We start from the raw sequence: 22,679 nt of genomic DNA on the forward strand, positions 1-22,679 counted from the left end.
AAACTTCTTTAAAAATTTACGAATAGCTTGGGTAAGTTTTTGCTTAAAAGATAAATATAGGAAAACAAAAAAATCTACTTTATCTTCTCTTAAACTTATAAACATCCCTTAACTTGACGCGTATGGTCACGGGTGTTGTGTGACTTATTATCCCTCTCTGTGATCCCGTGTGTGTAACTAAATATTTTTCAGATAAATCTCATTTATGCGGCTTTGTTGCGTGTCTCAATGTCATTCCCACATAGGCTGGAGTCCAGTAATCCTTAATGTCACCCCGTGGCTTGACCACGAGGTCCAAGCTTTTATTTTTTCCTAGATCCCGTGAATAAATCACGGGATGACAGAGCAAAAAACTGGATTCCTGCCGTTGCTAAGAATGATATTGTACGCTTTTTCTGAGCCATACAACAACGCCTTCCTACAATAATGACATCTATATTTAATTAGGTATACCAACTATTCACATTTAAGTGCATCCCTCAATTGATAAACTTCTATTATTGCCTCAGTATCTAATACCAAATTAGGTATGTTTGTAGGGAAATCTTGAATTGCTTCAGTCATTTTTGCTGCTTCTTCATCATAATTTGCCTTTTTCAACAAAATAATCAAATCTTCATATAATGATTTGTTATTTGGATTTAACCCTATAGCTCTTTTGATAGAAGCTAGTGCTTCCTCCGGATTTATTTCATGTAACTTATCAAAAAACTCTTCGTGGTAGTATGCTTTACTTAGATCTAGTTCAATAGCTTTCTTTAATGATTTAATTGCATTATCTTGTTGTTTTACCATTAAAATAGAACTGAAGCTATGAAAAACTTTAGCTTCCCTGTTGTTATATTTTTTAGTTTTATTGTTTTAATAAAATTTGAAAGTTTTTCAGGATCAGTTTCAACGAATTTTCGTAAATTATCTTTGTCCTCGTGGTATTAATATCTGTTATGTAAATTGATACATTTTTTAAATAGCTCCACAATTTCATCTTTAATCATAATCTATCCTCTATTAATCTACTATAATATAAACAAACTAACTTGGTAAAGCTAATATCTACCAATATTGTTTTTTCCATTCTATTTTCATCTTTTGATATTTCTTATTATCTTCTGCCTCTCGCCATTTGTTGAAAAATATATCAGCACTTTTTACTTTTTTTGGGCCCCTCCTCTTTCTAATTTCTTATAATCATGTTCTTTGTCATATTTTTTCCACCTTTATAATTAGCATAACGTCTACTTCTAGTAAAACCCATTTGCAAATATTTACGAGCCATATCAGCTCCAACAAAATCATTATCCTCTAAGGATTTTAAAAATATTTCATATATTTTTTTACTACTTTCTTTAGCAATTTCAGGAGTTTTAAACTTCCAATAAGGCAAAATTTCATTTTTATATGGTTGACAAATTAATACTCCTTGCTCACCTTTACCTACTCTATAGCTTTCTGGGTATTTACGATAATCAATATCATTTTTCCATTTATAATTTTTATTATCAAAATTTAGATAGCTTGGTTTTTCCATAACTTATGATATGTTTCTGCACGTTGGGTTTCAATTTGATCGTCCATCAAAGTAACCCAACACTATTATCTCTTAGCTAATATTGGATATAGTGCTAGTTGAAGATAAAAGTAAAAATATAAAAAACAAATAAAATATCGAATAGACAAAAAATCGTTTAGCTTGTTTGTTATCAGGGGTGTCATAGAATAAAGAACCGGAATAACATAGAAATACTAACCCAAGAATACCAGCAATTATTAAATATATAAAATTATTCATTCCAATAAAAAAGGGCATTAACGAAACAATAAATAAAAGAATGCTGTAAATTAGAATTTGTTTCTTAGTATATGAAGTCCCTTTTACTGCAGGCATCATCGGTACTTTACAGTTTTTATAATCATCGTTACAGAATAAAGCAAGAGCCCATGAATGCGGCGGCGTCCAAATAAAAATAATTAAAAATAATATAATTGACTCTAGAGATATAGTATTGCTTACCGCTGCATAACCTATCACAGGAGGTAATGCTCCTGATACTCCGCCAATAACAATATTTTGTATAGAACGACGCTTTAACCAAATAGTATAAATACAGATATAATAAAAAATAGTGAATAGCAGTAAAAAGGATGCAAGTAGATTAACACATAAAGCCATAAAAAATACTGCAAAAAATCCTGTTATCAAACCAAAAGATAAAACCTCATCAGGTTCTATAGCACCTCTGATGATAGGTCTTTTTTGAGTACGTTTCATTAAGCTATCGATATCTCTATCGTACCACATATTAATTGCCCCTGCACTCCCTGCCCCAAGAGATATGCAAGCAAGCACAATAACAGCAATAAAAGGATGCACAGAATAAGGAGCAAGCCACATACCTACAAAACCTGTAAAAATTACAAGCGACATCACACGCGGTTTCATAAGTAAGATATAGTCTTTAACGGTACTTTGTGAATGATTGATTTTATCTAAATTGATTGGCGTTACTAAAGAACTCATATGAAATATTTTTTCATTAAATATAAAAAGTTTTAGGGTAAAAATCAATGATTGACTTTGATATAAGAAATGTATATATTTTCTTGTAATGCAAATATAAAGTTAAGGATATTATCAGTGACAAAAATTGTTCGTTCTAAATATAAAGCTAGTAGAAGACTTGGAGTAAGTCTATGGGGTGATAGCAAGGATGCTTTCAATACACGAAATTATCGTCCCGGACAGCATGGACAAAATACCATGATTAAAACTTCAGATTATGGTTTACATTTAAAAGCTAAGCAAAGATTAAAATGTCACTACGGTCGTGTCACTGAAAAACAATTTAGAAATATTTTTGCACTCGCTCAAAAAATGAAAGGTAATACCGGTGAAAACTTTATTGGGTTACTTGAAAGCAGACTTGATACTGTCATTTATAGAATGAATATAGCTCCAACTATTTTTGCTGCAAGACAGTTAGTTTCACACGGACATATTAAATTAAACGGTAAGAAAGCCGATATAGCAAGCATACGACTAAAGGAAGGTGATGTTATAGAAATTAAAGAATCCGTCAAACAAATACCGCTTATCCAAGAATCCGTTTCAAAACAAGGTCAAACAACACCGGGGTATTTATCATTTGATGTACCTTCATTAACCGGTAAATATTTAAGAGTTCCTGCTCTTTCTGATGTCCCATATCCTTTTGAAGCAGAAGTTCATTTAGTAATCGAGTTATATTCTCGTTAATAGTTACAAAAAGGTAGGTTTGATTTACCTACCTTTTTACTTTCTTCCCTACACCTACATTTTGCCTTTATATTATAATACAACTTATTACCTAATTCGGCAACGTTTATTAAAGATAGATTAATTAAGAATTTAACGTCTGAGCTAAAAAAACTGTAAATCAGAATTTGCTTATTATTTTTTCTGGACTGCCACGTCGCCTGCGGCTCCTCGCAAGGTATTATTGCGTGGACTAGTAAATGCTCTTTATGTCATTCCCGCGAAAGCGGGAATCCAGAAAAAAAGTATAAATACAGAAAATTTTAATAAAAATAATGCTGCGTCTAACTTTTCCAAGAAAACGCATTTAATAATTAGCAGTATAACTGGTTTTATTGTAAATGGGATAAAAGGAAGCAGTCTTTTTGTTTCGGCAACTCTTGCTGATGCAATCTTAATAACCGAAAGGTATTTTCAGAAACATTATCTTACTTCTTCCACATTTAAAGGAAGTTTAATCTATCCTATCCTAATTATTCAGTATCAATTTATTTAACTTCTACAGCTGCAATAGTGGGCTTAGCATATTATGGGACTGATTTCTTAAATTATCAGGAAAATTTAAAAGAAATTCAAACAAACTTAACCACTAATATTAGGGTAATTGATCCTAATATATTTTCTAATAATTTAAAAAATTAAATTAAAGATGTAACGCAAGGATTTTATCATATTTATAATAATCCAATTATTAGAAATATGGTTATAACAAACGTTTTAGATTTAATTGAAGTATGCATAAATAGTAGTTTTATTAACTATACCGGAAATGACGGCAATAACATTAATTGCATTAACCTTACTCATACAGGACCCTAATGCTGCTGCTATAGGACCTCTTATTTCTCAAGGAGCAAAAATCAGTATTTTATGGTGTGGAAAAATATAATAAGCACAACACTACTCCAATCATATAAAACTTCTTTAACACAAAATACTCAAGATTTAATTGAATAAAAAGCTTTAGAACTGTTACTAAACGAGGAATATACAAGTAAAATCTTAGGCTTAAAGGATATAGAAGCTATTACTAATAATTTATTTATTGATCTTCATAATACTTTTACTATTGGAATTTTACCACTCAAAAAATTATACAGCTTATTGCATTGCAAGATATAATGAATTTAGTTCCAGGAGCTATTATATTTAATGAGTTTGACAATATTATATTAACTGGATATTTCCTACAGGAAAGCAGCGGAGAAAATTAACGACAATAAAGCTTCTATAGTAAGCAATATATCCTCTAACACTTCAAATATCTTGTTAACTGATGCTGCTCAATTTGTACAAAATCAATATGCCAAGCAACTTAAAGCTAACAACGAAATATCAAAGAAAATGTTGTTTTAGATAGCACAAAAAATACTATAATTACTATATTAGATATCTCAGATAAATTCATAAAATCACTTTACTATATTGATAAAGTAAAAAATGGAGAGATTACACTTGAGCAAGCTCTACTACTTACCTTGGCTTGAAACTTTAAAATCATTCTTAACAAAAGTTCCTCATTAAAAATAATCTTTAGTGGAGCAGCTATATCACAAGCAAGAATTACAAAATTAATAGAGGCAATTTCTTCTGAGGATAAAAAAGGAATCACATGGTCTACTAATGATACAAATGATGAACTTATCATTTCTGATTATAACCTAACTATAGAAGAAAAAACTATTTTGAGTTTTGAAAAATTAGTATTAAAATTAGGAGCACATTATCTTCTTTCAGCTCCCTCAGGGAAAGGCAAAACCGCTTTTTTAAAGAGTTTAGTAAATTGTATTGCTGCCCCTATCATAGTGTTGGTGAAATTTCCATACCTACCCATTATCAAAATCCAAAAATAATATTTATTGATCAGAATAGTTACATACCGGTTCAATCTACTTTATTTGAAGTAATAACCTCAGGTCTTGATCAATCAATCATGAAAAGTAATAAACAATCATTAGAAGAAAAAATTAATACATTATTTATAAAATTGGATCTAGCTACATTAATTACGCACTTAAGTGATAAAAATTATGATGTAATAAATGCACCAAGTGGCGGTCAAAAAAGAAAAATTGGAATCATTAAAGATATAATGCAAACCCTAAAATATTAATTTTAGATGAGGTGTTTGCCAATCTTGATAAAAGATCTATAGAAAATGCACAACAAACTTTAAAAGAATTTTTACCGGAAACTCTAATGCTTGTAGTGCATCATGACGGTAAATCTCATGACTATAATAATTTTTATGATCAGTATATAAATCTTGAAGAATTTGTATGCTGAAATAAACTTATTAGGAGAATAGCTATTCTATTCACTCCTATATACTCTACTGTTCATTTATCATGAGTATATACTAAATCTAACTATTCAATTATGGGAGTTTTTGAAGATTTTTTTATAGACTTCAAGGTTTTTTCTTAGCATTAGATCAAGAGAGAAATTATTAATTACCGTATGTCTTGCTGCTTCTTGGATTTTCTTAGCAGTATCAGTACCTAAAATCGATAAACAATAATCGATTTTCTGTACTAACGCTTCGGCATTATTTGGTTCTACGTGGAAACCGGTTATATTATTATTTATCGTTTCTACTGCCCCTCCTATATTAGTTGCAATAACAAGCTTCTCCATCGCCTGCCCTTCTATAATAGTACGTCCGAAAGCTTCAGGCTCGATTGAGGCAGAAACGATAATATCGGAAATCCCGTATAGGTTTATTATATCCGAATCATTACCGAAAATTTGAATTTTATTTTGAAGTTTTAGAGTAGCTATCAGCTCTTTGACTCTATTAGTAAAATTGGGATGTCTAGATATATCACCGACCATTAAACAATAAAAATCTCTATGTTTCAACTTACTTAATGCTTCTACTAGAACAAGATGTCCTTTCCAGCTTGTCATTCTAGAAGGCATTAATATTATCGGCACGTTGCTCGGTGCATCATATTTATCACGACATTTTTTAAGTTTTTCAGGCATTAAATTTGCCGGATCGAAATAATCACAATTTACTCCACGTTCAATTACTACTATTTTATCTTCATCAATTTTATAGTTTGCAAGCAAATGCTGTTTTACAAAATTAGATACGGCAATAACTTTCTTGCCTTTGAGCATTATACTATTATAATATTTTTTAAAACTATTTGGAATATTGTAAACCCCATGAAAAGTAGTCAGAAATTTAGCGTTAGTCCATTTTGTTGCTAGATATGAACTCCATGCCGGTGCCCTTGATCTTGTATGAACTATATCAACATTATATTTTTTGATTATTTCTGCTATCAATTTTGCATTATTCAGAATTACGAAAGGGTTTTTACTGCTACTATTCATTTCAATATGTAATATATCTTCCTTATCTAACTCTTTAACTAGAGTACCGCCTGCTGAAATTATGATAGGAGTATGACCGAGAATTTTAAGATATTTTGCAACTTCTATAGTACCTCTTTCAACACCTCCCGAGACTAGAGCAGGAACTACTTGCAAAATAGTATATTTATTGTATCGTTTACTTGACTTTAATGAAGGCATTAAATCTCAATCTATTAAAATAATTATTTAAAATGCACAAGCTTTATAATAAAACACAAGACAAATTTATTGTCTATGATAATTATAGCATAATTAATACAAATATTCCATCTGTAATTTTTTTACACGGCTTGATGTCTAGTATGCAATCAACTAAGGCTATCTATTTAATAGATTATTGTAAAAAAAACAATTATAATTTTATTGTTTTTGATAATTTCGGTCATGGGAATGCATCGGAACAATTTGAGGATCAAACAATTAGTGATTGGTTAGAAGGAGTATCACTAATTTTAGACAAATTAATTGATAAGGAGGCGATATTAGTAGGTTCGAGCATGGGAGGATGGTTAGCACTTCTTACAGCTTTAAAATTTCCCGATAAAATAAAAGGGCTTGTGTGTGTAGCACCTGCTCCGGATTTTACCGAAAATATTTGGCAAAATATATCGTTAGACGATCAAAATAAGATACAAAAAGAGGGCATATTAGAAGTAAACGGTAAAAATTGTGAGCATAAATATCCTATTAGCTATAAATTGATAGCAGATGCAAAAAAACATTTATTATTGACAAAGAAACAGATTGATATCAATATACCGGTACATCTAATTCATGGAATGTTAGATGAAGACGTGCCTTATAATGTTTCAGTAAAATTATTAGAAAAAATAACTAGTAAACAAATAGTAATGAAGCTAATTAAAGACGGTCACCATAATTTGTCTAGAGATAAAGATTTAAAGGTAATGACAAATTCCTTAGAAGAAATGATAAGTGATGTTACAAAATAAATATAGATACCCGTAGTTATTTAGAACTGTGTTGTATGAATTAGACAACTTGCTTGATGTCATTCCTGCGTAGGCGGAAATCCAGAAAAATAACATTAATCTTGATATAGTTAAGTTGCATATTTGATAAAATAAACGTATACAAAACAAGTTTTTTATATGTTTTACTGGATTTCCGCCTACGCAGGAATGACATAAAATTATTCACATAGGTAATATCTAAGGGGAATAACACAATCTAGATTTTAAACCATAAATAAAAAATAAATATGTATAGCAAAATAAATAAAGTTCATGATTTTAAAGAAGTTATACAAGCAATAGAGAAAGCCGATAATACTAGCTTGGTGCTTTTTGACGTAGATGAAGTAATCGTAATGGATAACGATGAATCTAGGTTAACACATGATTATAGAAAAGAATTAATGGAAGATATTGAAAAAAGACTTACTAGAAAAGAATGCGAATTATTACTTAGCGTTATTCTTAAAGACAAAAAAGCGAGATTCGTTAATTCAGACATTTTAAAAATATTTGCTCTACTTAAAGAAAAAAACATTCCAGCAATGGGACTTACTAAACTTCCTACCGGTAAATTCGGTGTAATTGAAGATATGATTGAATGGCGCATGCGTGAACTCACTGAATTAAAGATAAATTTTCAAGAATTTTCACCGTCAGAAGATGAGGTAATAATAGAAGATTTTAATGCCGGTTACGGTAAACCTACATTAAAAGACGGAATAATTTACACTGCAGAATATGATAAAGGAAGCGTACTTGAATATGTATTACGCAAAACAAATTATTATCCGCAATCAATAATATTTATCGATGATATAGAAGAAAACTTATTATCATTACAAGAAACTTGTAAAAAACTAAAAATTAACTATCAAGGATTTGAGTTTACTGGTGCTGCTATCATTCCTGAACCTGATCTTGATGCACAATTAGAAAAAATGAGATTTAAAATTCTAGAAAAAGAATATAAATGGTTAACGGATGAGGAACTTAAAAAGCATACTTTATCATAACTTGGAGGTATTGTTGCGTGGATAAATTTCACCTATTCACTTTAGAGTATAATATTATGCCTACAAAATTTATTGTTCTTTTTACCTTACTTATCTCACTTTCTACTATGGCAAGTAAAACGGAAGAAGCAAAAATTATAGGAGTCAAAGCAACTAAAGTACAAATTGCCGAACTTTACGACATATTTAATATTGTAGGACAATGCCAAAATGATAATAGCCGTGATTATTATGCTAATGCTACCGGAGTAGTTGAAAAAGTCTCGGCACATCAAGGAGAAATAGTAAAAAAAGGGGATATATTGCTGGTTATAGATAAAAACATAGCAGAAACCACTAAATCTAGAGCAGCAGCTTTATTAAATACAAAACAAGAAGATTATAATAGAAAAGCAGCTTTATTTGCTAAAAAATTTGTAAGCAATGAGGAATATAAAAGGTCAAAAAGCGAATTTGAAGATGCAAAATTTAATTATTCCAAAGCTCTAAAAACATATAACGACATGATAATTACTGCACCATACTCCGGTAAAATAGGCGTAATTAAGTCTATGGTAGGCGATGAAGTAAAAATAGGCGACTATCTTTTTAGCATTACTGGAACAGAAAACTCACAAAGTATTGTTATTGAATTGCCGGAGTCTTTAAGCGGAAAAGTTGGAATCAATACTGAAGTTTTAATTGCAGGAAAAATTAAAAGCACAATCGGAGCAGTATCGCATTACTTATCAGATAACGGTACTTTAACAGCTAAAATTATTTTACCTATGGGGACAAAAATCCTGCATAATAGCTTTGTAGATGTTATGCTTATAATTAACCCTCATAAAAATCTAACCGTTCCTGAAAGTTGTATTCAACGAAATAATCAAGGTAATTTTATTTATAAAATAGACGGTGATACGGTAAAACAATTATACGTAAAAATCGGCACACGTACAGAAGGTCTAATTGAAATTACCTCTAACGATATTAAAGAAGGTGACTTAGTCGTTAACGAAGGTATGACTAAAATCGGTGACGGCTCAAAAGTTAAGATACTTGAGGAATAGTTATTTATATATGCTTTCTAAGCCATCTACGTATTCTAGAGATTGTTGCACGTATTCCTTCTTGCCTTATAGAAGTAATAGTTAACAAAATCAAAATTTTTGTTACAAAGCAATAGGTTCGTATTTTTTGAATTACATAATTATTGTTGAAAAAAGAAATATTACTTTTTTTATAGTCTTTATTTTTATTTTCTAATAATCTTAATTGTGTAACAGCTGCTAATAACAAATTAATAGTAAACGGACTAAATTTACTTAAATAAGGATCATTAAGAACATAAGAAGTAATATTTATTAAACCTACTGAATATTTATTTGGGTCCATAAACGTATTAGTACCACCGCTAATTCGTACTTTAGACAATTCTTTGTCTATACCGCCTATTGAGTTTTTACTAGCAATAGATATCCATAAACAACAATCTTCACCGCTTCTTATATTTTCAGGAAATAAATTTTCTTGGAATAATGTCAAAGTTCCCATAACTGTCGGCATTGCTATTGGACAAGTTTGTATAACTTGAGGAAAAACATTTCCACTAAAAAACCCAGAATGAACAGATTCTATATATTTTGCTTTTTCATTTATTTTTTGATATGAAGTATGAGAAAATATACAATTATTTTCTTCCATAAACTGTAATTGGATTTCTATTTTATCCTTATAAAATAAATCATCCGAATCAAGGAAAGCAATATATTTTCCTATAGCATTTTTAATACCTAAGTTACGTGCAGCAGCAGGTCCTTCATTTTTTTTATGAAAATATCTTATTCTTTTATCTTTTTTGCATCTTGAAGTTAATTCTGATATATCATCAGTCGATCCATCATCTATTATAAGTATCTCAAAATTTTTGTGTGTTTGAATAAGTACACTTTCTATAGCTTCAATTGCCCAATTTATTCTATTATATACCGGTATAATAACACTAACTTTAGTATCATGTAATACTTGCTTAGCCATAGTATTTGCTAAGTCACAAGCTTTTTTATATGGAGTATTATTTGATAAAAAATTAGCTGTACGAGTTAAAAATAAATAAGGAGAACCTTCCATTTTGATCATTTCTTCTTCTGTTAACTCGTGAAGAAACGATGACCATAATACATTACATTCTTCGTTATGATTTGATATTTTTTTACTACCTTGCTCTGAATGAAAACGAGATTTAATTAGGATAGACTCGTCAAAATGAATAGGGGCAACACGGAAAATTTTAAACCATAAATCATAATCTTGCGTTGTCGGTAAAGCTTCATTAAATATACCAATTTCATGAAAATATTTAGCAGGAATTAATAACGAACAACCATGTATTAATCCTCGTAATAAAGGTAATAAAGAAATATTAAGTTTATCTATAGATAGCAAACTATCCGGTTTAATATAATGTAAAGAACTTCCTTTTTCATCAATTAATTCATAACCGCCATAAATGATAGTATCTTTATTATCTAATTTATTTAATATGTTAACTTGATGCTCGATTTTATTAGGATAATATATATCATCATGGCTAAGCCATGAAAAATACTCCCCCTTCATGTGTTTTATACCATAATTTAAAGCCGAACCACAACCACCGTTTTCTTTATGAAAATAGCGTATTTTATCGCCGTATGATAATGCTACATTTTCTGTCTTCTCATTATCTTTAGAGCCATCATTAACAACTACAATTTCAATATTTTCATATGTTTGGGCTAAAGCACTATCTATCGCTTCACGCATATAATTAGCCCCATTATAGACAGGTATAATAATGGACACTAAAGGACAATAAATATTTAAAGTTTTATCTTTTTTAGTTATCATAACTTTTAGAAATAATTTATAAAATGTTAGATTTATTGTGGCATTGCTAACTAAAGAGAGATGTCATCCTGTGGTTTGGGAACTAGAGCCAGTTAAAAATACTAAATTTATTAGTATTTTAAGTTATTTTCTTAGATCTAGCTCCCAAACCACAGGATGACATCTCTCTTTAGTTAGCAATGCCTTTATTGTTTAAATTTTCTATAGAGCTTTAGAAAAATAGATTTTTCTTCTTCACTTTAAGAATTTTTATTTCTTCTAAAGCATTATTTAGCTCTGTTACAGTATTATTTAATTTCATAGTTTAAGTTTTTCTCTTCGCTATTTTTAAATGCATTTCTAGTTTGCAGCAATTGTTTTAATATATCTTGGAATTTTTAGAACACCTAGCTTTTCTAAAAATTCTGGAGTCCAAGCTGAGATTGGATAGTTAAATAATTGCTTTATAGTCTTTAAATCTGAGTGACTTGATATACAGATTATAGAATTAGGAGGATTTTTTCAGAATGTGTGTCGTTAGTTATACCATCTAATTCTTCATATAACAATTCTTTGTTCTGATATGATTCAAAGTATTTTTCAGTAATCCAATTAACTAAATGATATACATTCCCTTCCGGTTCATTAAAAGGTACATTTACTATTAATCGTTTTTTACATTTAAGATTAAGTGCTAGATTTAACCCATCTTCAATATGCTCAAGTGCATGTCGTGATACAATATAATCATATTCTTCTGCCTTTTTAATAAAACTAACTAAATCAGATTTAATATATTTTATATTAGATGCTCCATAATTTTGTTCAGCATAGATTATAGATTCTTTACTGATATCTATTGCGGTAATTTCTACTCCTAATATACCGCTAAGCATGAAAGTGCCATGTCCTGTTCCACAACCTATATCTAGAATTGTTATTTTTTGATTTAGCATTAATGGGCTATTAAGTATATCGGCTTCTATAATTTTTTTAAAAAATTTATAACTACTTTTATGACGAATTACCTCTAAAACATCATGAGTTTCCCCAGAAATTAATCTTTCTCCATCATTATAAATTTCTGCTAACATAAATTATTTAAACTATTATCACTTTAATAAATATTCGGCGATAAATGCAGCAGGGTTTTCTACAGGATCAAGCATCTTTTTAAATTGATTTCTACCACTACTATTTTCATGATAAGGTAAATAATGATTTTGCTTAATAAATGCTATATAGTTAATAATATCTTGCGGCTCATAAGCAAAATACATATATTTTTTTAATTCTTTAGATAGAGCATTGCTATTAAATTCATTATTCCAACCATTACTTAAGTAAATTATAGGCTTATCGGCCACTACTACTTCAGCAAGAGATGAAGTACCGTCACTGATTACAATATCCGACACCATGATATCATCCAGTAACGACCTGAATGCATGTGCAGAAACAGTAACATTCTTTAAAGAGTTAAATCTACTTAATATATTATCCATATCACTTTGGCTTAAGTAATTTTTACCGACCGCATAGGGAAATAGCGTAACATGCGGTCTTATAATAAAATGAATATCAGGATGTTGTAATGCATAATTATAGAAAAAATAGTGATAATTTAAGAAAGTAGAACCTCCTTCATATAACTCTCTATTTTTAAACGATAATTCCCATCTAGGAAGCCATAAAATGGTTTCCGAGTTTGGTTTTTCTTTAATATTATAATTTCTTACTTCATAGTATGGTTGATAACCTGAAACAATAACTCTATCCTTAGGAAATTTATAATTACTCATAAAGATATCCTTTGTACTTTCTGAATCAACAAATACCGTCTCTATGAAACTTGATAACTTATCATCATCAATATTTTTTTGATGAAAGATATGCGGACCATAGACTATATACATAATTTTTGTTTTAGTTCCTCTAAAACTCTTATACAAATTAGCAGCCGTAAAAGGTTCTGCTATATAGCCTTGAAAATTTTCGTAAGGGTTTTGCGTAAAGATAAAATCCGGCTGATAATTTTTTAATTCAGAAATTTCACATTTTGTATTAACATTTGAATAAGAAGCATACTTACCGCATGGATATATCACATCTTGTGTATCAAATTTACTAATAAACTCGGTATCTATTCCGCCTTGAATATTGGGATGAGGATGAGGTACTATTACAATTTTGACATCATGACCTATTTTTTTCATCTCATGATACATCGCGTATACACCTTTGCCGCCGAATGTCTCTGTACTCACAAGAAAAACTATTTTTTTATAAGAATTTCCTTTGGAATAGCAAAAAGAAGATATAAGAGTTATTAGTAAAAAAACACTTAAAAATAAAGGGTTAAGTTTTATTAATTTAAAGAATTTCATGTTTTTGATATGATAACAATGAATAAGATTACCTCTTAAACCACACTGTACGGTTCACATAATCCACATAACTTAAAACTATACGCAATATTTTCTTTGATACAAGTCCTGCTTCAGCATAATCCGGCACAATACTCTTCTGCTCTGAAGCATTGTCTCTGCAAAACTTTGGAGAACTCACATGCTCACCTATTAAGTATAGGCTGTGCGTACTCGCTCCTCGTTTTACATTCCAATTCTCCAAATCATTTGAGTATATTTCTTGCGTATTTTTATTATTCTCGTGTTCTGCCGTAATGGCTTTCACCGATTGTAGTACTCGTGCAGCCTTAAAGCCCGACATAATAAGCGTTCCGGCGTCCATACCTTCAGGACGCTCATGTGCTTCTCGAATATTTAAAGCAGGTAAATTAAGTATAGATGCTTCTTCAGTAATAGTACCGCTATCGGATAAAATACAAAACGCATTCATCTGAAGTTTGACGTAATCCGTAAAACCAAAAGCCGGTAAAAACCTTATTTTATCACCAAGCTCTTTCCCCCCCCCTAAATCCTCAAGTCTTTTTTTAGTCCTTGGGTGTGTTGAGAAGATTACGGGAAGATTATACTCTTTAATAAGCGTTTGTAAACTACTTAATAATTCTTTCAGATTACTTTTGACGTCGACATTTTCCTCACGATGTGAGCTAATTAAGAAATACTGCTTTGCTTTTAACGATAATTTATCTAAAATATCCGACTTTAATATTTTAGGCATAAAACGGTCAAGAACTTCAGGCATATGCGAGCCTGATTTAAAAATAAGCTCAGGCGGTAAACCTTCAGAAATTAAATAACGTCTTGCATGCTCAGTTAACGTAATGTTAACATCACTAATATGATCAATGATTTTACGGTTTATTTCTTCGGGTACTCTTTGATCAAAACAACGATTTCCTGCTTCCATATGGAAAATAGGAATTTTACGACGTTTAGCAGCAATTGCTGATAAGCAGGAATTAGTATCACCGTAAAACAAAACGGCATCGGGCTTTTCTTTCTCAAGGACTGCGTCAACTTTTTCGATAATAAGCCCAATAGATTTTGCTGTATTATCTGCTGCTACTTCTAAGAAATAATCGGGTTTTCTAATTCCCATATCATCAAAAAACACCTGATTTAATTCATATGCATAATTTTGACCGGTGTGAACTAGGATGTGATTAGTATATTTATCAAACTCGGAAATCACGCAGCATAGTTTAATCAGTTCAGGACGAGTACCGACAATAGTCATTACCTTAAGCATTTTTTAGCTCCTCTTGTATGTAATCAAGAGTCAGCAACAACTTTTTTACTTCTTCTAAATTTAAACGTTTTGTATTATGCGAAGTGTAATCCTCTAAAAGTGCTACTTTCTTTTCGCCTTCAACAAAATATTTTGCATAATTAAGATCACGTCCATCCATAGGAATACGGTAATAACCACCTAAATCATCTGCCTTTGCCATATCTTCGGATGATACTAACGATTCATAATGCTTCTCTCCATGACGTGTACCGATCAAACGTATTTTATTTTTACTGCCGAATATATCTTGTAACGCTTTTGCCAGTATCTTAATTGTGCTTGCTGGAGATTTTTGTACAAAAATATCACCTTGACGACCATGCTCAAACGCATATAAAACCAAATCTACGGAATCTACAAGCGACATTAAAAAACGTGTCATTGAAGGCTCGGTAATAGTTAATTCCTTACCTTGTTTTATTTGATTAATAAAAAGAGGAATCACTGAACCACGAGATGCCATAACATTACCGTATCTAGTAACGCAAAGCACAGTTTTACCTTGGCTACACATACGAGCTTTTGCTATTGCTAACTTTTCCATTAATGCCTTAGATAATCCCATTGCATTAATTGGATATACAGCCTTATCGGTACTCAATACAATAACTTTTGCTACTTTATTATTAATAGCAGCACTTAAAACATTTTCAGCACCTAAAACATTAGTATTGATTGCTTCCATCGGATAAAATTCACAAGTCGGAACTTGCTTTAAAGCAGCAGCATGAAATACATAATCTACACTATGCATCGCCTCATCAATACTTTTATAATTACGCACATCTCCGATATAGAATTTAAGTTTCGGATTACTTAAAGCAATACGCATATCTTCTTGCTTTTTTTCGTCTCTACTGAAAATTCTAATTTCTTTAATATCGTTAATAATATCAGATTTCAGAAAACGAGAAAGCACCGCATTACCAAATGAACCGGTGCCTCCTGTAATCATTAAAGTTTTATTTACAAACATTATATATTTAGTACCTATTTGTTATTATTTACCTCATCATTGCAGTTTGATTTCTCCGTCATTGCTAGGAGATGCGTAGCATCGACGCGGCAATCCAGAAAATAATTAAAAAATTCTGTAAATCAGAATTTTTAACTGGATTGCTTCGTCGAATTACTACGTAATTCTTCTCACAATAACTATTTACCCAAACTCATACATACGCTTCACAAGCTCAGACCACTGCGGCGGGTTATAACCCGTCACTTCATTAAAACGTGTGCCATCCATTGAGCGATCTATTACAAGCTCATCTGACGGAATAATATCGATTGCTTTATTATATATTTCCGCTACTAATTTTAACAATTCTAACTTATTAATCGGTTTTGATGCAACATGATAAAGCCCATGCAGTTCTTTATGCGGTAATACAAAATCCCTTATTATTCTTGCAAGTTCTACTGTCGGAAATCCTGAATAAATAGCTTTTTCAAAACCTTTCACTGGCCCTTCTGCACTTAAAAACCAATTGATTAAGCTTCTATTACCTGCTAGCTCATGACCTATAATGGAAGTACGCAGCGTAATAGCATGCGGATAATCTACTTCGCCAAGGAATTTAGAACGACCGTAAAGGTCATCACAGTCAGGAAAATCGCTTTCCTTATAATTACCTTTTTTTCCTGAAAATACACAATCAGTACTAATATGGATTAACCTTGAATTAGCTAATTTACATAAATTAGCTAGCCTATGCGGTAACAAACTATTTATTGGCAATGCTTTTAACGGGTCGTTTGCATCAGCTAGTTGTTTTACAAGCCCTATACAATTTATTACTATATCGGGTTTTATTTTATTAAATACCTCAACTAACGAATCACGGTTCTCAACATCTACATTTGTAATTAATTGATCGGATAAATCCTTAGAAAAGTAAGAACGAGCTGAATTATTTCGGGCTGTCGCATAAACATCAAATTTTTTATCGCTGCTTAAAAATCTGAATATGCTATTACCTAGTATACCGGTAACACCTAGAATTAATATTTTCATAGTATATTTTATTTATTTTTACCGAATCGGTTTTATCATAAATAATATATCTTTACAATAAGGTTTTTGCAAAGCTAGAAATATAGATTATCAGCAAATTAATTTATCTCTTCTTCTTTTCTCATAAGCTTTAATTCTTTATGTAAACCAATATCTTGATACTTATCTAGTATGTTTCTTGCTTTTGCTATATTCGAATAAAAAGTCGATATTATTCATTCTGAATCATTATACTTAATTGTTACTTTATCTCCTATTTTAAGTTTTAATTTCTGTCTTACTTTTATAGGAATAGCAAGTCTATCATTATTATCAATATAACTTTTCTGTACTATCAGAAAAAATAATTAAATTACTTTATTGAACTTTTTTATATTTTTTTGATGAAATTAATCAATTTAATAAATTACTTCGGCAATAAGTTTATTTTATTGATATTATAGTCATTTTAAATAGGAATTAATAAAGTAGAAAATAGACAAAGTTATTTTGGATTCTTAAAAGGAACAATAAAAATAAATGATTATATAGTAAACTATTCTTTTGAATCTGAATGGGGCACAGGTAATGACTAATATTAAAGATAATCTAGTAAACTTAATTTTGGATACTCATATATTAATTGGGTATGCGGAGGGAATAAAATTATCTAAACATCAAATAGCATTAATAGAAAAAGCAAGAGAACATAGTATGCTATATATCTCTGCTATATCTATTTGGGATAGCAGCTATGCTTGAAACAAGGGTAAAGTAGTGCTCAATTAGCCTAAATGACTGGATAAATAAGTTATTATCTATTCCAGGCTTAAATCTAATTGATCTCTCGGTTTCAGTTCTAATAGAAAGCTGTTTTTTCCCTAATTATGAACATAAAGATCCGGCTGATAGATTTATTATAGCCTCTACTAGAAACAATAACTCATATTTATTCACTTGTGATCAACAAATTACAGAATACGCTAATTTAGGCTATTTAAAATATTTAAAAATAATTGATGTCATTTGAAAACATTTAAAGATTACATTACTTAATAGAATAGAGAAAAATACCAAATTAACTTGCCAGAGCAAAGGTTCTTATTCTACCTTCTTTAATTTTCCAACATTTATCTTCTGCAAGCTCTAAATCATATTGGTTTTGCATATTCATCCACCAACGAGGATTAACACTAAAATATTTACCTAAACGCAGTGCCGTATCAGCGATAATTGAACGATGATGTTTAATGATATTATTGATCTAGTAACAGGTACATCAATATCACGAGCAAGCTTGCTTTGACTAATACCCATAGGCTCCATAAATTCTTCTAGTAAAATTTGTCCCAGTGAAATAGGAAGTAATTTGTTTGTCATAAATTCTTGGTTTTGTTGCATGGACTGTTTTATGTAATTCCCTCGTAGGCGGGAATCCAGTAAAGCCTATAAAAACAAGTTTTTATAGGCTTATTTGTCGAATATACAACTTCTATATCGATATTGAAGTTATTTTTCTGGATCCCCACTTTTGCGGGGATGACATTGAGTAGGTTTTTCGATACACGCAACAACTCATCAATTCTTTCCTAATTAAATATTTTTCATAGCATCAAGCACAGTTTCAAGAATCATACTCGCAGCTACTGCATTATCGTTATTATTACGGTCTTTTCTTTTCATCCCAAATGATTTAAGGAAATGATTTGCAGCTTTTGTAGTTAATCTTTCATCCTGGAAATATATAGGCAAGTTTATAGATTTTGTGAATTCTTCGGCAAATTTCATCACTATATTTGTTTGCTCCGTTACTGCTCCACTCATATCAATCGGTAGACCTATTACAACACCGCAAACTTTATATTTTTCAACTATACTGAGCAAAGCAGTAATAACAATTTTTTTATTTATCTCGGTTATAGTATTTAACGGCATAGCAATACTACGTTCTTGATTAGATAATGCGATTCCTAATTTTTTGCTTCCGTAATCAATAGCTATAAGTGGAGAGTTCGGAATTAAAAGCCGATAAAATTCTTGAAGATTTTTTATTATCATGGTAGTTATTAAGTCTACTTATATTATACTCGCTGAACTTCGTATCACTACTATTTATTTTATATTACTTATTTATGCTAAAAACTATTCAAAAACACATAGATATCAAATTAATTAAATTATCGGCGGTTTTAGCGTTTATTTATTGTTTGTTATTTAATACCGCAATATTGATTTATAAATTTGATTATTATAAAGCAACAATCTTTAAAGGGATATTAGAGTTATCAAAAGATTGTTGTTATATTTATATATTTTCTTTTATAACATTTTTCGGTCTTAGCGTACATAGATTAGTATTAAAAGTCGGCGTAGGGTTTTTATTTATAACATCCGCTATTGCTAGTTATTACATTTATTTCTTCAAAATCAATCCTACTAAACAAGTAATAGGTAGTTTTTTCTCAACGGATTTAAACGAAGTCTATGAATTAACCAGCATTAAGTTAGTAATATGGATAATTTTTTGCCTTTTTACCTGTTTTTATACTCTCAAATCGTTTGCAGCTGAAAATTCTAAATCATTCGTAACAAAATTATTATATGCCGCTTGCTTACTTATTTTTGTATATAATATTATTACTCCTTCATTTAAGATACTAAAAAATTATTTTCCCATTCAGTATTTACATAATAGCTACCTTAATTTTGCTGGAAATTTCGGTGATAAAAATTATGCATGTATAGATATTAGCAAACAATATAATTTTATAGATAACTCCGACGCTGATATTATAGGCGTTTTAGTTATAGGAGAATCGGCACGATTTGACCATTTCGGTATTAACGGTTATGAACGAGATACAACCCCTTACTTACAAACCACCCCAAATCTAACTTCCTTCAAAGCTAAATCCTCTTCTAACCTTACTTATCTTTCCGTACCGTCGTTACTTTCACGCTATCCTGCAAGTCAAATTGAAAATACTAGACAAGAGAACAGCTTTTTATCAATTTTAACAAATCTTGGCTTTCATACTACTTGGATTGGTACCCAAACTTTAATGAGGAGTTTTGCAAATTTTGACCTAAGTGATATATATAATGACATTAATTTTACTATAGTACCGGGCGGCTCTGCCCTATTTTCTTTAAATGATCATGATGAAAAAATATTGCCTTTCATAAAAGAAATAATAACAAACTCAGAGAAGCAATTTTTAGTAGTTCACACTTCCGGCAGCCATTGGAACTATAACGCGAGATATCCAAAAGAGTTTGAGTATTTTACCCCTACCTGTCCTATTAAGGTTAAGGGAGATGCAAGCGATTGCGATAAGCTTGAGTTAGTTAACAGTTATGATAATTCTATTTTATATACCGATTTTTTTTTATCTAATTTAATAGATTTGCTTAAAGATAAAAATGCATTTTTATTATATGTATCCGATCACGGCGAGTCCCTCGGAGAAAATGGTTATTACGGTCACGGCGGTCCACTACTTGCAGAACAAATAACCGTACCTCTTATAGTTTGGGTATCAGATGATTTTCAAACCAAACATCCTAAATCAGTATCTTCAATTAAAAATTATGCTAATACCGAGATTAGCCATGATTATGTATTTCATTCAATCCTTGACTGTTTAAATATAGATTCCGACATAATAGATAAAAACTTAAGTATATGTAAATCTAGTTAAAAATTATTGAATTATTAAAAAATTTATATATAAACTAAACACCTCTCAGCTATAAGCTGAGAGGTTATAAAGTGGAATCGATTAGAAATCGATCATCATTAATAGGCTCACCTTCTTGCTCATCAATATACTGCTGTATCATTTCATCAGTAATATTACCCGCACTATTTGCAACAGTGCCCAAATTTTTGTGCTTGAATAAAATTATCATCACGATTTCCTGCTTTAACAAAATTCCATCTGTTTTTTATTCCGTCTGTTTCAAGCCACTCAGCTTGCTTATTTGATAAAGTAGGTATAAATTCTTTATCGCTTTCAGGATGAGGAAGTAGAGACTTATTTGGAAGCCCCAAGGATGCACTAGCAGCATACACAAAACAACTACAATGAGTCAGACGCTTTAACTTAGGAGAGTTATATTTTTCCGTTTCTTCTCATAAAGTTTCTCCTGACTTACAATTTATTACATTACCTTTCTGCCATTTTGCCTCAACATTTAAAGAGTTAATTACCTCTAAATTTTTTTAGCAGTGTCTGATATATTATCTGCTTGTGCAGTTATATTAATACACAATAAGCAAATTATAATTAATGTTATTTTATTCATTTTTTGCTCATATTCATTTATAAACCTCTATATACAATATATAATATGATAATTCAATTATTAATTATAATTTTTTATATTTTATTATTCAGAGAAACATAAGAACACTCTATGTTTCTTGACAAATGCTATGCTTTTATATATGCTTCTTCGTATGTTACAACAAGCAATAAGGCTAGAAATAAGTACTTCAAGCTTGGCACCCGTAGCTCAATTGGATAGAGTATATGACTACGGATCATAAGGTTAGGGGTTCGACTCCTCTCGGGTGCGCCATTCTTCATTTTTTAGTATTTCTACAAAAATATCAAACGACAGAATAGAGTTATCTGCCAGTTGAGATATTTCTTTTTGACCGATTGTTTAAAGCTTGCCGTTGTACCACACTATTACCTTTAGTGCTTGCTTTTATGTTAACCATTCCTGTTGGAACGGAACTTCCAATATTTAAAGCTTTCTGTAGTATTTTTCTAGGTATGTTATTAAATCCTATGTCATGTTTTTTACTGTTTTCTAAGTTTTTCTCTAAATTAATCACATGACTAGAGCCGACACTTGCAATTATATTTATCCTTTACCACAAATCTCATTAATTACGCTTGTCATATATTGTTCACGATGCTCATTATAAAGCGGTGTATCTTTTAAGTGTTCTAGATTTTTACCTTCTAAACTGATAATTTTAATTTTATTTTCTTTAGCTGTCTTATATAAAAGAGCATCTTGTAATATAGGCGTATTTTCTAGTTCCACAGGTAGTTTTATAGGCATATCAGGCTTTTTTTTCATTATACTCTAATATAGTTGCTATTTTAATTACGTCTTTCATACCGAGATTTTCACCATATTGCTTACATTCAATAGCTATTACCGTATTTTTATTAATTTTGCCATTTTGAATTTCCGAAATTAAAATTTGAGTATTTTTTGTGTGGTCAGTTAAGTGATTATGTTCTGCTCTAATTTCTACTAAACCTGTTTTTGCAGCTTCTTTTGTATCAATTGCTTTAAAATCGGCACTGTTGCAAATAGGGAATATAGTATATAAGGAATAGAGTAATAAATTGTTATAGATAAGCTTTATGAATATTTTAAGAGACGTCATTTTAAATACGACATAATAATATGGGCGGTAAGGTGGT

The 22,679-nt window shown here is 30.4% G+C and carries 23 protein-coding genes, 1 tRNA gene and 3 pseudogenes; 9 read left to right on the forward strand and 18 right to left on the reverse strand.

Features of this window, described 5'->3' with window-relative positions; all coding sequences use genetic code 11:
• Window positions 1–456 precede the first annotated feature (456 nt).
• The 3 genes from ACKTSD_RS05665 to cyoE form a co-directional block, all read right to left on the reverse strand.
• On the reverse strand, window positions 457–795 hold the full coding sequence (locus ACKTSD_RS05665) for a hypothetical protein (protein ID WP_412708374.1): 339 nt from the start codon (window positions 793–795) through the stop codon (window positions 457–459).
• Between the two features lie 379 nt (window positions 796–1,174).
• On the reverse strand, window positions 1,175–1,528 hold the full coding sequence (locus tag ACKTSD_RS05670; protein WP_412708375.1) for a DUF4385 family protein: 354 nt from the start codon (window positions 1,526–1,528) through the stop codon (window positions 1,175–1,177).
• Window positions 1,529–1,600: 72 nt separating this feature from the next.
• On the reverse strand, window positions 1,601–2,518 hold the full coding sequence (gene cyoE / locus ACKTSD_RS05675; protein WP_412708376.1) for a heme o synthase: 918 nt from the start codon (window positions 2,516–2,518) through the stop codon (window positions 1,601–1,603).
• Between the two features lie 117 nt (window positions 2,519–2,635).
• Here cyoE and rpsD point away from each other — a divergent pair, with 117 nt between their 5' ends.
• A complete protein-coding gene (rpsD, locus tag ACKTSD_RS05680; protein ID WP_412708377.1) occupies window positions 2,636–3,253 on the forward strand; it encodes a 30S ribosomal protein S4 in 618 nt (205 codons plus the stop codon).
• A gap of 1,459 nt (window positions 3,254–4,712) precedes the next feature.
• Here rpsD and ACKTSD_RS05685 read toward each other — a convergent pair.
• Window positions 4,713–4,940 (reverse strand): hypothetical protein, encoded by a 228-nt coding sequence (locus ACKTSD_RS05685; protein ID WP_412708378.1) that lies wholly within the window; start codon window positions 4,938–4,940, stop codon window positions 4,713–4,715.
• Between the two features lie 135 nt (window positions 4,941–5,075).
• On the opposite strand from ACKTSD_RS05685, the gene ACKTSD_RS05690 reads away from it, so the two are divergent.
• Together ACKTSD_RS05690 and ACKTSD_RS05695 are read left to right on the forward strand one after the other, a co-directional pair.
• Window positions 5,076–5,405 carry a hypothetical protein gene (locus ACKTSD_RS05690; RefSeq protein WP_412708379.1) on the forward strand — a complete coding sequence of 110 codons (330 nt, stop codon included), beginning with the start codon at window positions 5,076–5,078 and terminating at the stop codon, window positions 5,403–5,405.
• A gap of 11 nt (window positions 5,406–5,416) precedes the next feature.
• A complete protein-coding gene (locus tag ACKTSD_RS05695; RefSeq protein WP_412708380.1) occupies window positions 5,417–5,578 on the forward strand; it encodes an ABC transporter ATP-binding protein in 162 nt (53 codons plus the stop codon).
• Between the two features lie 87 nt (window positions 5,579–5,665).
• On the opposite strand, the gene ACKTSD_RS05700 is transcribed toward ACKTSD_RS05695, so the two are convergent.
• Complete coding sequence (locus ACKTSD_RS05700) at window positions 5,666–6,838, reverse strand: glycosyltransferase family 4 protein (RefSeq protein ID WP_412708381.1); 1,173 nt, start codon at window positions 6,836–6,838, stop codon at window positions 5,666–5,668.
• Between the two features lie 32 nt (window positions 6,839–6,870).
• Between ACKTSD_RS05700 and ACKTSD_RS05705 the strand changes: the two genes are divergently transcribed.
• The 3 genes from ACKTSD_RS05705 to ACKTSD_RS05715 all read left to right on the forward strand — a co-directional run bounded on the left by ACKTSD_RS05705 (window position 6,871) and on the right by ACKTSD_RS05715 (window position 9,721).
• Complete coding sequence (locus ACKTSD_RS05705; RefSeq protein WP_412708382.1) at window positions 6,871–7,632, forward strand: alpha/beta hydrolase; 762 nt, start codon at window positions 6,871–6,873, stop codon at window positions 7,630–7,632.
• 269 nt (window positions 7,633–7,901) lie between these two features.
• Window positions 7,902–8,669 carry a DUF2608 domain-containing protein gene (locus ACKTSD_RS05710; RefSeq protein WP_412708383.1) on the forward strand — a complete coding sequence of 256 codons (768 nt, stop codon included), beginning with the start codon at window positions 7,902–7,904 and terminating at the stop codon, window positions 8,667–8,669.
• A 53-nt stretch (window positions 8,670–8,722) separates the two neighbouring features.
• Window positions 8,723–9,721, forward strand: coding sequence for an efflux RND transporter periplasmic adaptor subunit (locus ACKTSD_RS05715; protein ID WP_412708396.1), 999 nt, complete (start codon window positions 8,723–8,725; stop codon window positions 9,719–9,721).
• A gap of 4 nt (window positions 9,722–9,725) precedes the next feature.
• On the opposite strand, the gene ACKTSD_RS05720 is transcribed toward ACKTSD_RS05715, so the two are convergent.
• From ACKTSD_RS05720 to ACKTSD_RS05745, 6 genes and pseudogenes are all read right to left on the reverse strand, one after another.
• Entirely contained in the window at window positions 9,726–11,540 is a 1,815-nt protein-coding gene (locus ACKTSD_RS05720; protein WP_412708384.1) for a glycosyltransferase family 2 protein, read from the reverse strand.
• A gap of 590 nt (window positions 11,541–12,130) precedes the next feature.
• A pseudogene (locus tag ACKTSD_RS05725) lies at window positions 12,131–12,613 on the reverse strand (class I SAM-dependent methyltransferase); the annotation flags it as partial.
• A gap of 18 nt (window positions 12,614–12,631) precedes the next feature.
• Window positions 12,632–13,906: a hypothetical protein gene (locus tag ACKTSD_RS05730; RefSeq protein ID WP_412708385.1), complete on the reverse strand. Its 1,275-nt coding sequence runs from the start codon at window positions 13,904–13,906 to the stop codon at window positions 12,632–12,634.
• A gap of 28 nt (window positions 13,907–13,934) precedes the next feature.
• Entirely contained in the window at window positions 13,935–15,194 is a 1,260-nt protein-coding gene (wecB, locus tag ACKTSD_RS05735) for a non-hydrolyzing UDP-N-acetylglucosamine 2-epimerase (RefSeq protein WP_412708386.1), read from the reverse strand.
• Window positions 15,187–16,212, reverse strand: coding sequence for a polysaccharide biosynthesis protein (locus tag ACKTSD_RS05740; RefSeq protein ID WP_412708387.1), 1,026 nt, complete (start codon window positions 16,210–16,212; stop codon window positions 15,187–15,189). The genes wecB and ACKTSD_RS05740 overlap by 8 nt, the downstream gene beginning before the upstream one ends.
• Before the next feature lie 183 nt (window positions 16,213–16,395).
• Window positions 16,396–17,250 carry a dTDP-4-dehydrorhamnose reductase family protein gene (locus ACKTSD_RS05745; RefSeq protein ID WP_412708388.1) on the reverse strand — a complete coding sequence of 285 codons (855 nt, stop codon included), beginning with the start codon at window positions 17,248–17,250 and terminating at the stop codon, window positions 16,396–16,398.
• A 567-nt stretch (window positions 17,251–17,817) separates the two neighbouring features.
• On the opposite strand from ACKTSD_RS05745, the gene ACKTSD_RS05750 reads away from it, so the two are divergent.
• Window positions 17,818–17,991, forward strand: coding sequence for a hypothetical protein (locus ACKTSD_RS05750; protein ID WP_412708389.1), 174 nt, complete (start codon window positions 17,818–17,820; stop codon window positions 17,989–17,991).
• 316 nt (window positions 17,992–18,307) lie between these two features.
• Here ACKTSD_RS05750 and ACKTSD_RS05755 read toward each other — a convergent pair.
• Both ACKTSD_RS05755 and ruvX read right to left on the reverse strand, forming a co-directional pair.
• Window positions 18,308–18,630: pseudogene (locus tag ACKTSD_RS05755) on the reverse strand (HigA family addiction module antitoxin).
• A 192-nt stretch (window positions 18,631–18,822) separates the two neighbouring features.
• The gene (gene ruvX / locus ACKTSD_RS05760) at window positions 18,823–19,287 is read right to left on the reverse strand and encodes a Holliday junction resolvase RuvX (RefSeq protein ID WP_412708390.1); all 465 of its coding nucleotides are present in this window, start codon (window positions 19,285–19,287) and stop codon (window positions 18,823–18,825) included.
• 74 nt (window positions 19,288–19,361) lie between these two features.
• On the opposite strand from ruvX, the gene ACKTSD_RS05765 reads away from it, so the two are divergent.
• A complete protein-coding gene (locus ACKTSD_RS05765; RefSeq protein WP_412708391.1) occupies window positions 19,362–20,930 on the forward strand; it encodes a phosphoethanolamine transferase in 1,569 nt (522 codons plus the stop codon).
• Between the two features lie 64 nt (window positions 20,931–20,994).
• On the opposite strand, the pseudogene ACKTSD_RS07865 reads toward ACKTSD_RS05765, so the two are convergent.
• Together ACKTSD_RS07865 and ACKTSD_RS05770 are read right to left on the reverse strand one after the other, a co-directional pair.
• Window positions 20,995–21,111 (reverse strand): annotated as a pseudogene (locus tag ACKTSD_RS07865) (IS200/IS605 family transposase); the annotation flags it as partial.
• The gene (locus tag ACKTSD_RS05770; protein ID WP_412708392.1) at window positions 21,095–21,304 is read right to left on the reverse strand and encodes a hypothetical protein; all 210 of its coding nucleotides are present in this window, start codon (window positions 21,302–21,304) and stop codon (window positions 21,095–21,097) included. The gene ACKTSD_RS05770 and the pseudogene ACKTSD_RS07865, both read right to left, overlap by 17 nt.
• A 432-nt stretch (window positions 21,305–21,736) precedes the next feature.
• On the opposite strand from ACKTSD_RS05770, the gene ACKTSD_RS05775 reads away from it, so the two are divergent.
• Window positions 21,737–21,813 (forward strand) — tRNA-Arg (locus ACKTSD_RS05775).
• Window positions 21,814–21,862: 49 nt separating this feature from the next.
• Here the strand turns inward: ACKTSD_RS05775 and ACKTSD_RS05780 are convergent.
• The 3 genes from ACKTSD_RS05780 to ACKTSD_RS05790 all read right to left on the reverse strand — a co-directional run.
• Entirely contained in the window at window positions 21,863–22,075 is a 213-nt protein-coding gene (locus tag ACKTSD_RS05780; protein WP_412708393.1) for a hypothetical protein, read from the reverse strand.
• 29 nt (window positions 22,076–22,104) lie between these two features.
• Window positions 22,105–22,326, reverse strand: a complete 222-nt coding sequence (locus ACKTSD_RS05785; RefSeq protein WP_412708394.1) for a hypothetical protein — start codon at window positions 22,324–22,326, stop codon at window positions 22,105–22,107.
• Window positions 22,310–22,679 (reverse strand): hypothetical protein (locus ACKTSD_RS05790; RefSeq protein WP_412708395.1); only part of this gene is annotated, 370 nt, incomplete at its 5' end. The genes ACKTSD_RS05785 and ACKTSD_RS05790, both read right to left, overlap by 17 nt.

Origin of the sequence: Candidatus Rickettsia kedanie, from assembly GCF_045865205.1 — a bacterium.
In the GTDB taxonomy this organism is placed as follows: domain Bacteria; phylum Pseudomonadota; class Alphaproteobacteria; order Rickettsiales; family Rickettsiaceae; genus Rickettsia; species Rickettsia australis.

Coding starts and splice junctions, on each gene's coding strand:
- ACKTSD_RS05665 (WP_412708374.1), bottom strand. CDS start 795: ATGGTAAAACAACAAGATAATGCAATTAAATCATTAAAGAAAGCTATT.
- ACKTSD_RS05670 (WP_412708375.1), bottom strand. CDS start 1,528: ATGGAAAAACCAAGCTATCTAAATTTTGATAATAAAAATTATAAATGG.
- cyoE (WP_412708376.1), bottom strand. CDS start 2,518: ATGAGTTCTTTAGTAACGCCAATCAATTTAGATAAAATCAATCATTCA.
- ACKTSD_RS05685 (WP_412708378.1), bottom strand. CDS start 4,940: ATGATAAGTTCATCATTTGTATCATTAGTAGACCATGTGATTCCTTTT.
- ACKTSD_RS05700 (WP_412708381.1), bottom strand. CDS start 6,838: ATGCCTTCATTAAAGTCAAGTAAACGATACAATAAATATACTATTTTG.
- ACKTSD_RS05705 (WP_412708382.1), top strand. CDS start 6,871: ATGCACAAGCTTTATAATAAAACACAAGACAAATTTATTGTCTATGAT.
- ACKTSD_RS05710 (WP_412708383.1), top strand. CDS start 7,902: ATGTATAGCAAAATAAATAAAGTTCATGATTTTAAAGAAGTTATACAA.
- ACKTSD_RS05720 (WP_412708384.1), bottom strand. CDS start 11,540: ATGATAACTAAAAAAGATAAAACTTTAAATATTTATTGTCCTTTAGTG.
- ACKTSD_RS05730 (WP_412708385.1), bottom strand. CDS start 13,906: ATGAAATTCTTTAAATTAATAAAACTTAACCCTTTATTTTTAAGTGTT.
- wecB (WP_412708386.1), bottom strand. CDS start 15,194: ATGCTTAAGGTAATGACTATTGTCGGTACTCGTCCTGAACTGATTAAA.
- ACKTSD_RS05740 (WP_412708387.1), bottom strand. CDS start 16,212: ATGTTTGTAAATAAAACTTTAATGATTACAGGAGGCACCGGTTCATTT.
- ACKTSD_RS05745 (WP_412708388.1), bottom strand. CDS start 17,250: ATGAAAATATTAATTCTAGGTGTTACCGGTATACTAGGTAATAGCATA.
- ACKTSD_RS05750 (WP_412708389.1), top strand. CDS start 17,818: ATGACTAATATTAAAGATAATCTAGTAAACTTAATTTTGGATACTCAT.
- ruvX (WP_412708390.1), bottom strand. CDS start 19,287: ATGATAATAAAAAATCTTCAAGAATTTTATCGGCTTTTAATTCCGAAC.
- ACKTSD_RS05765 (WP_412708391.1), top strand. CDS start 19,362: ATGCTAAAAACTATTCAAAAACACATAGATATCAAATTAATTAAATTA.
- ACKTSD_RS05785 (WP_412708394.1), bottom strand. CDS start 22,326: ATGAAAAAAAAGCCTGATATGCCTATAAAACTACCTGTGGAACTAGAA.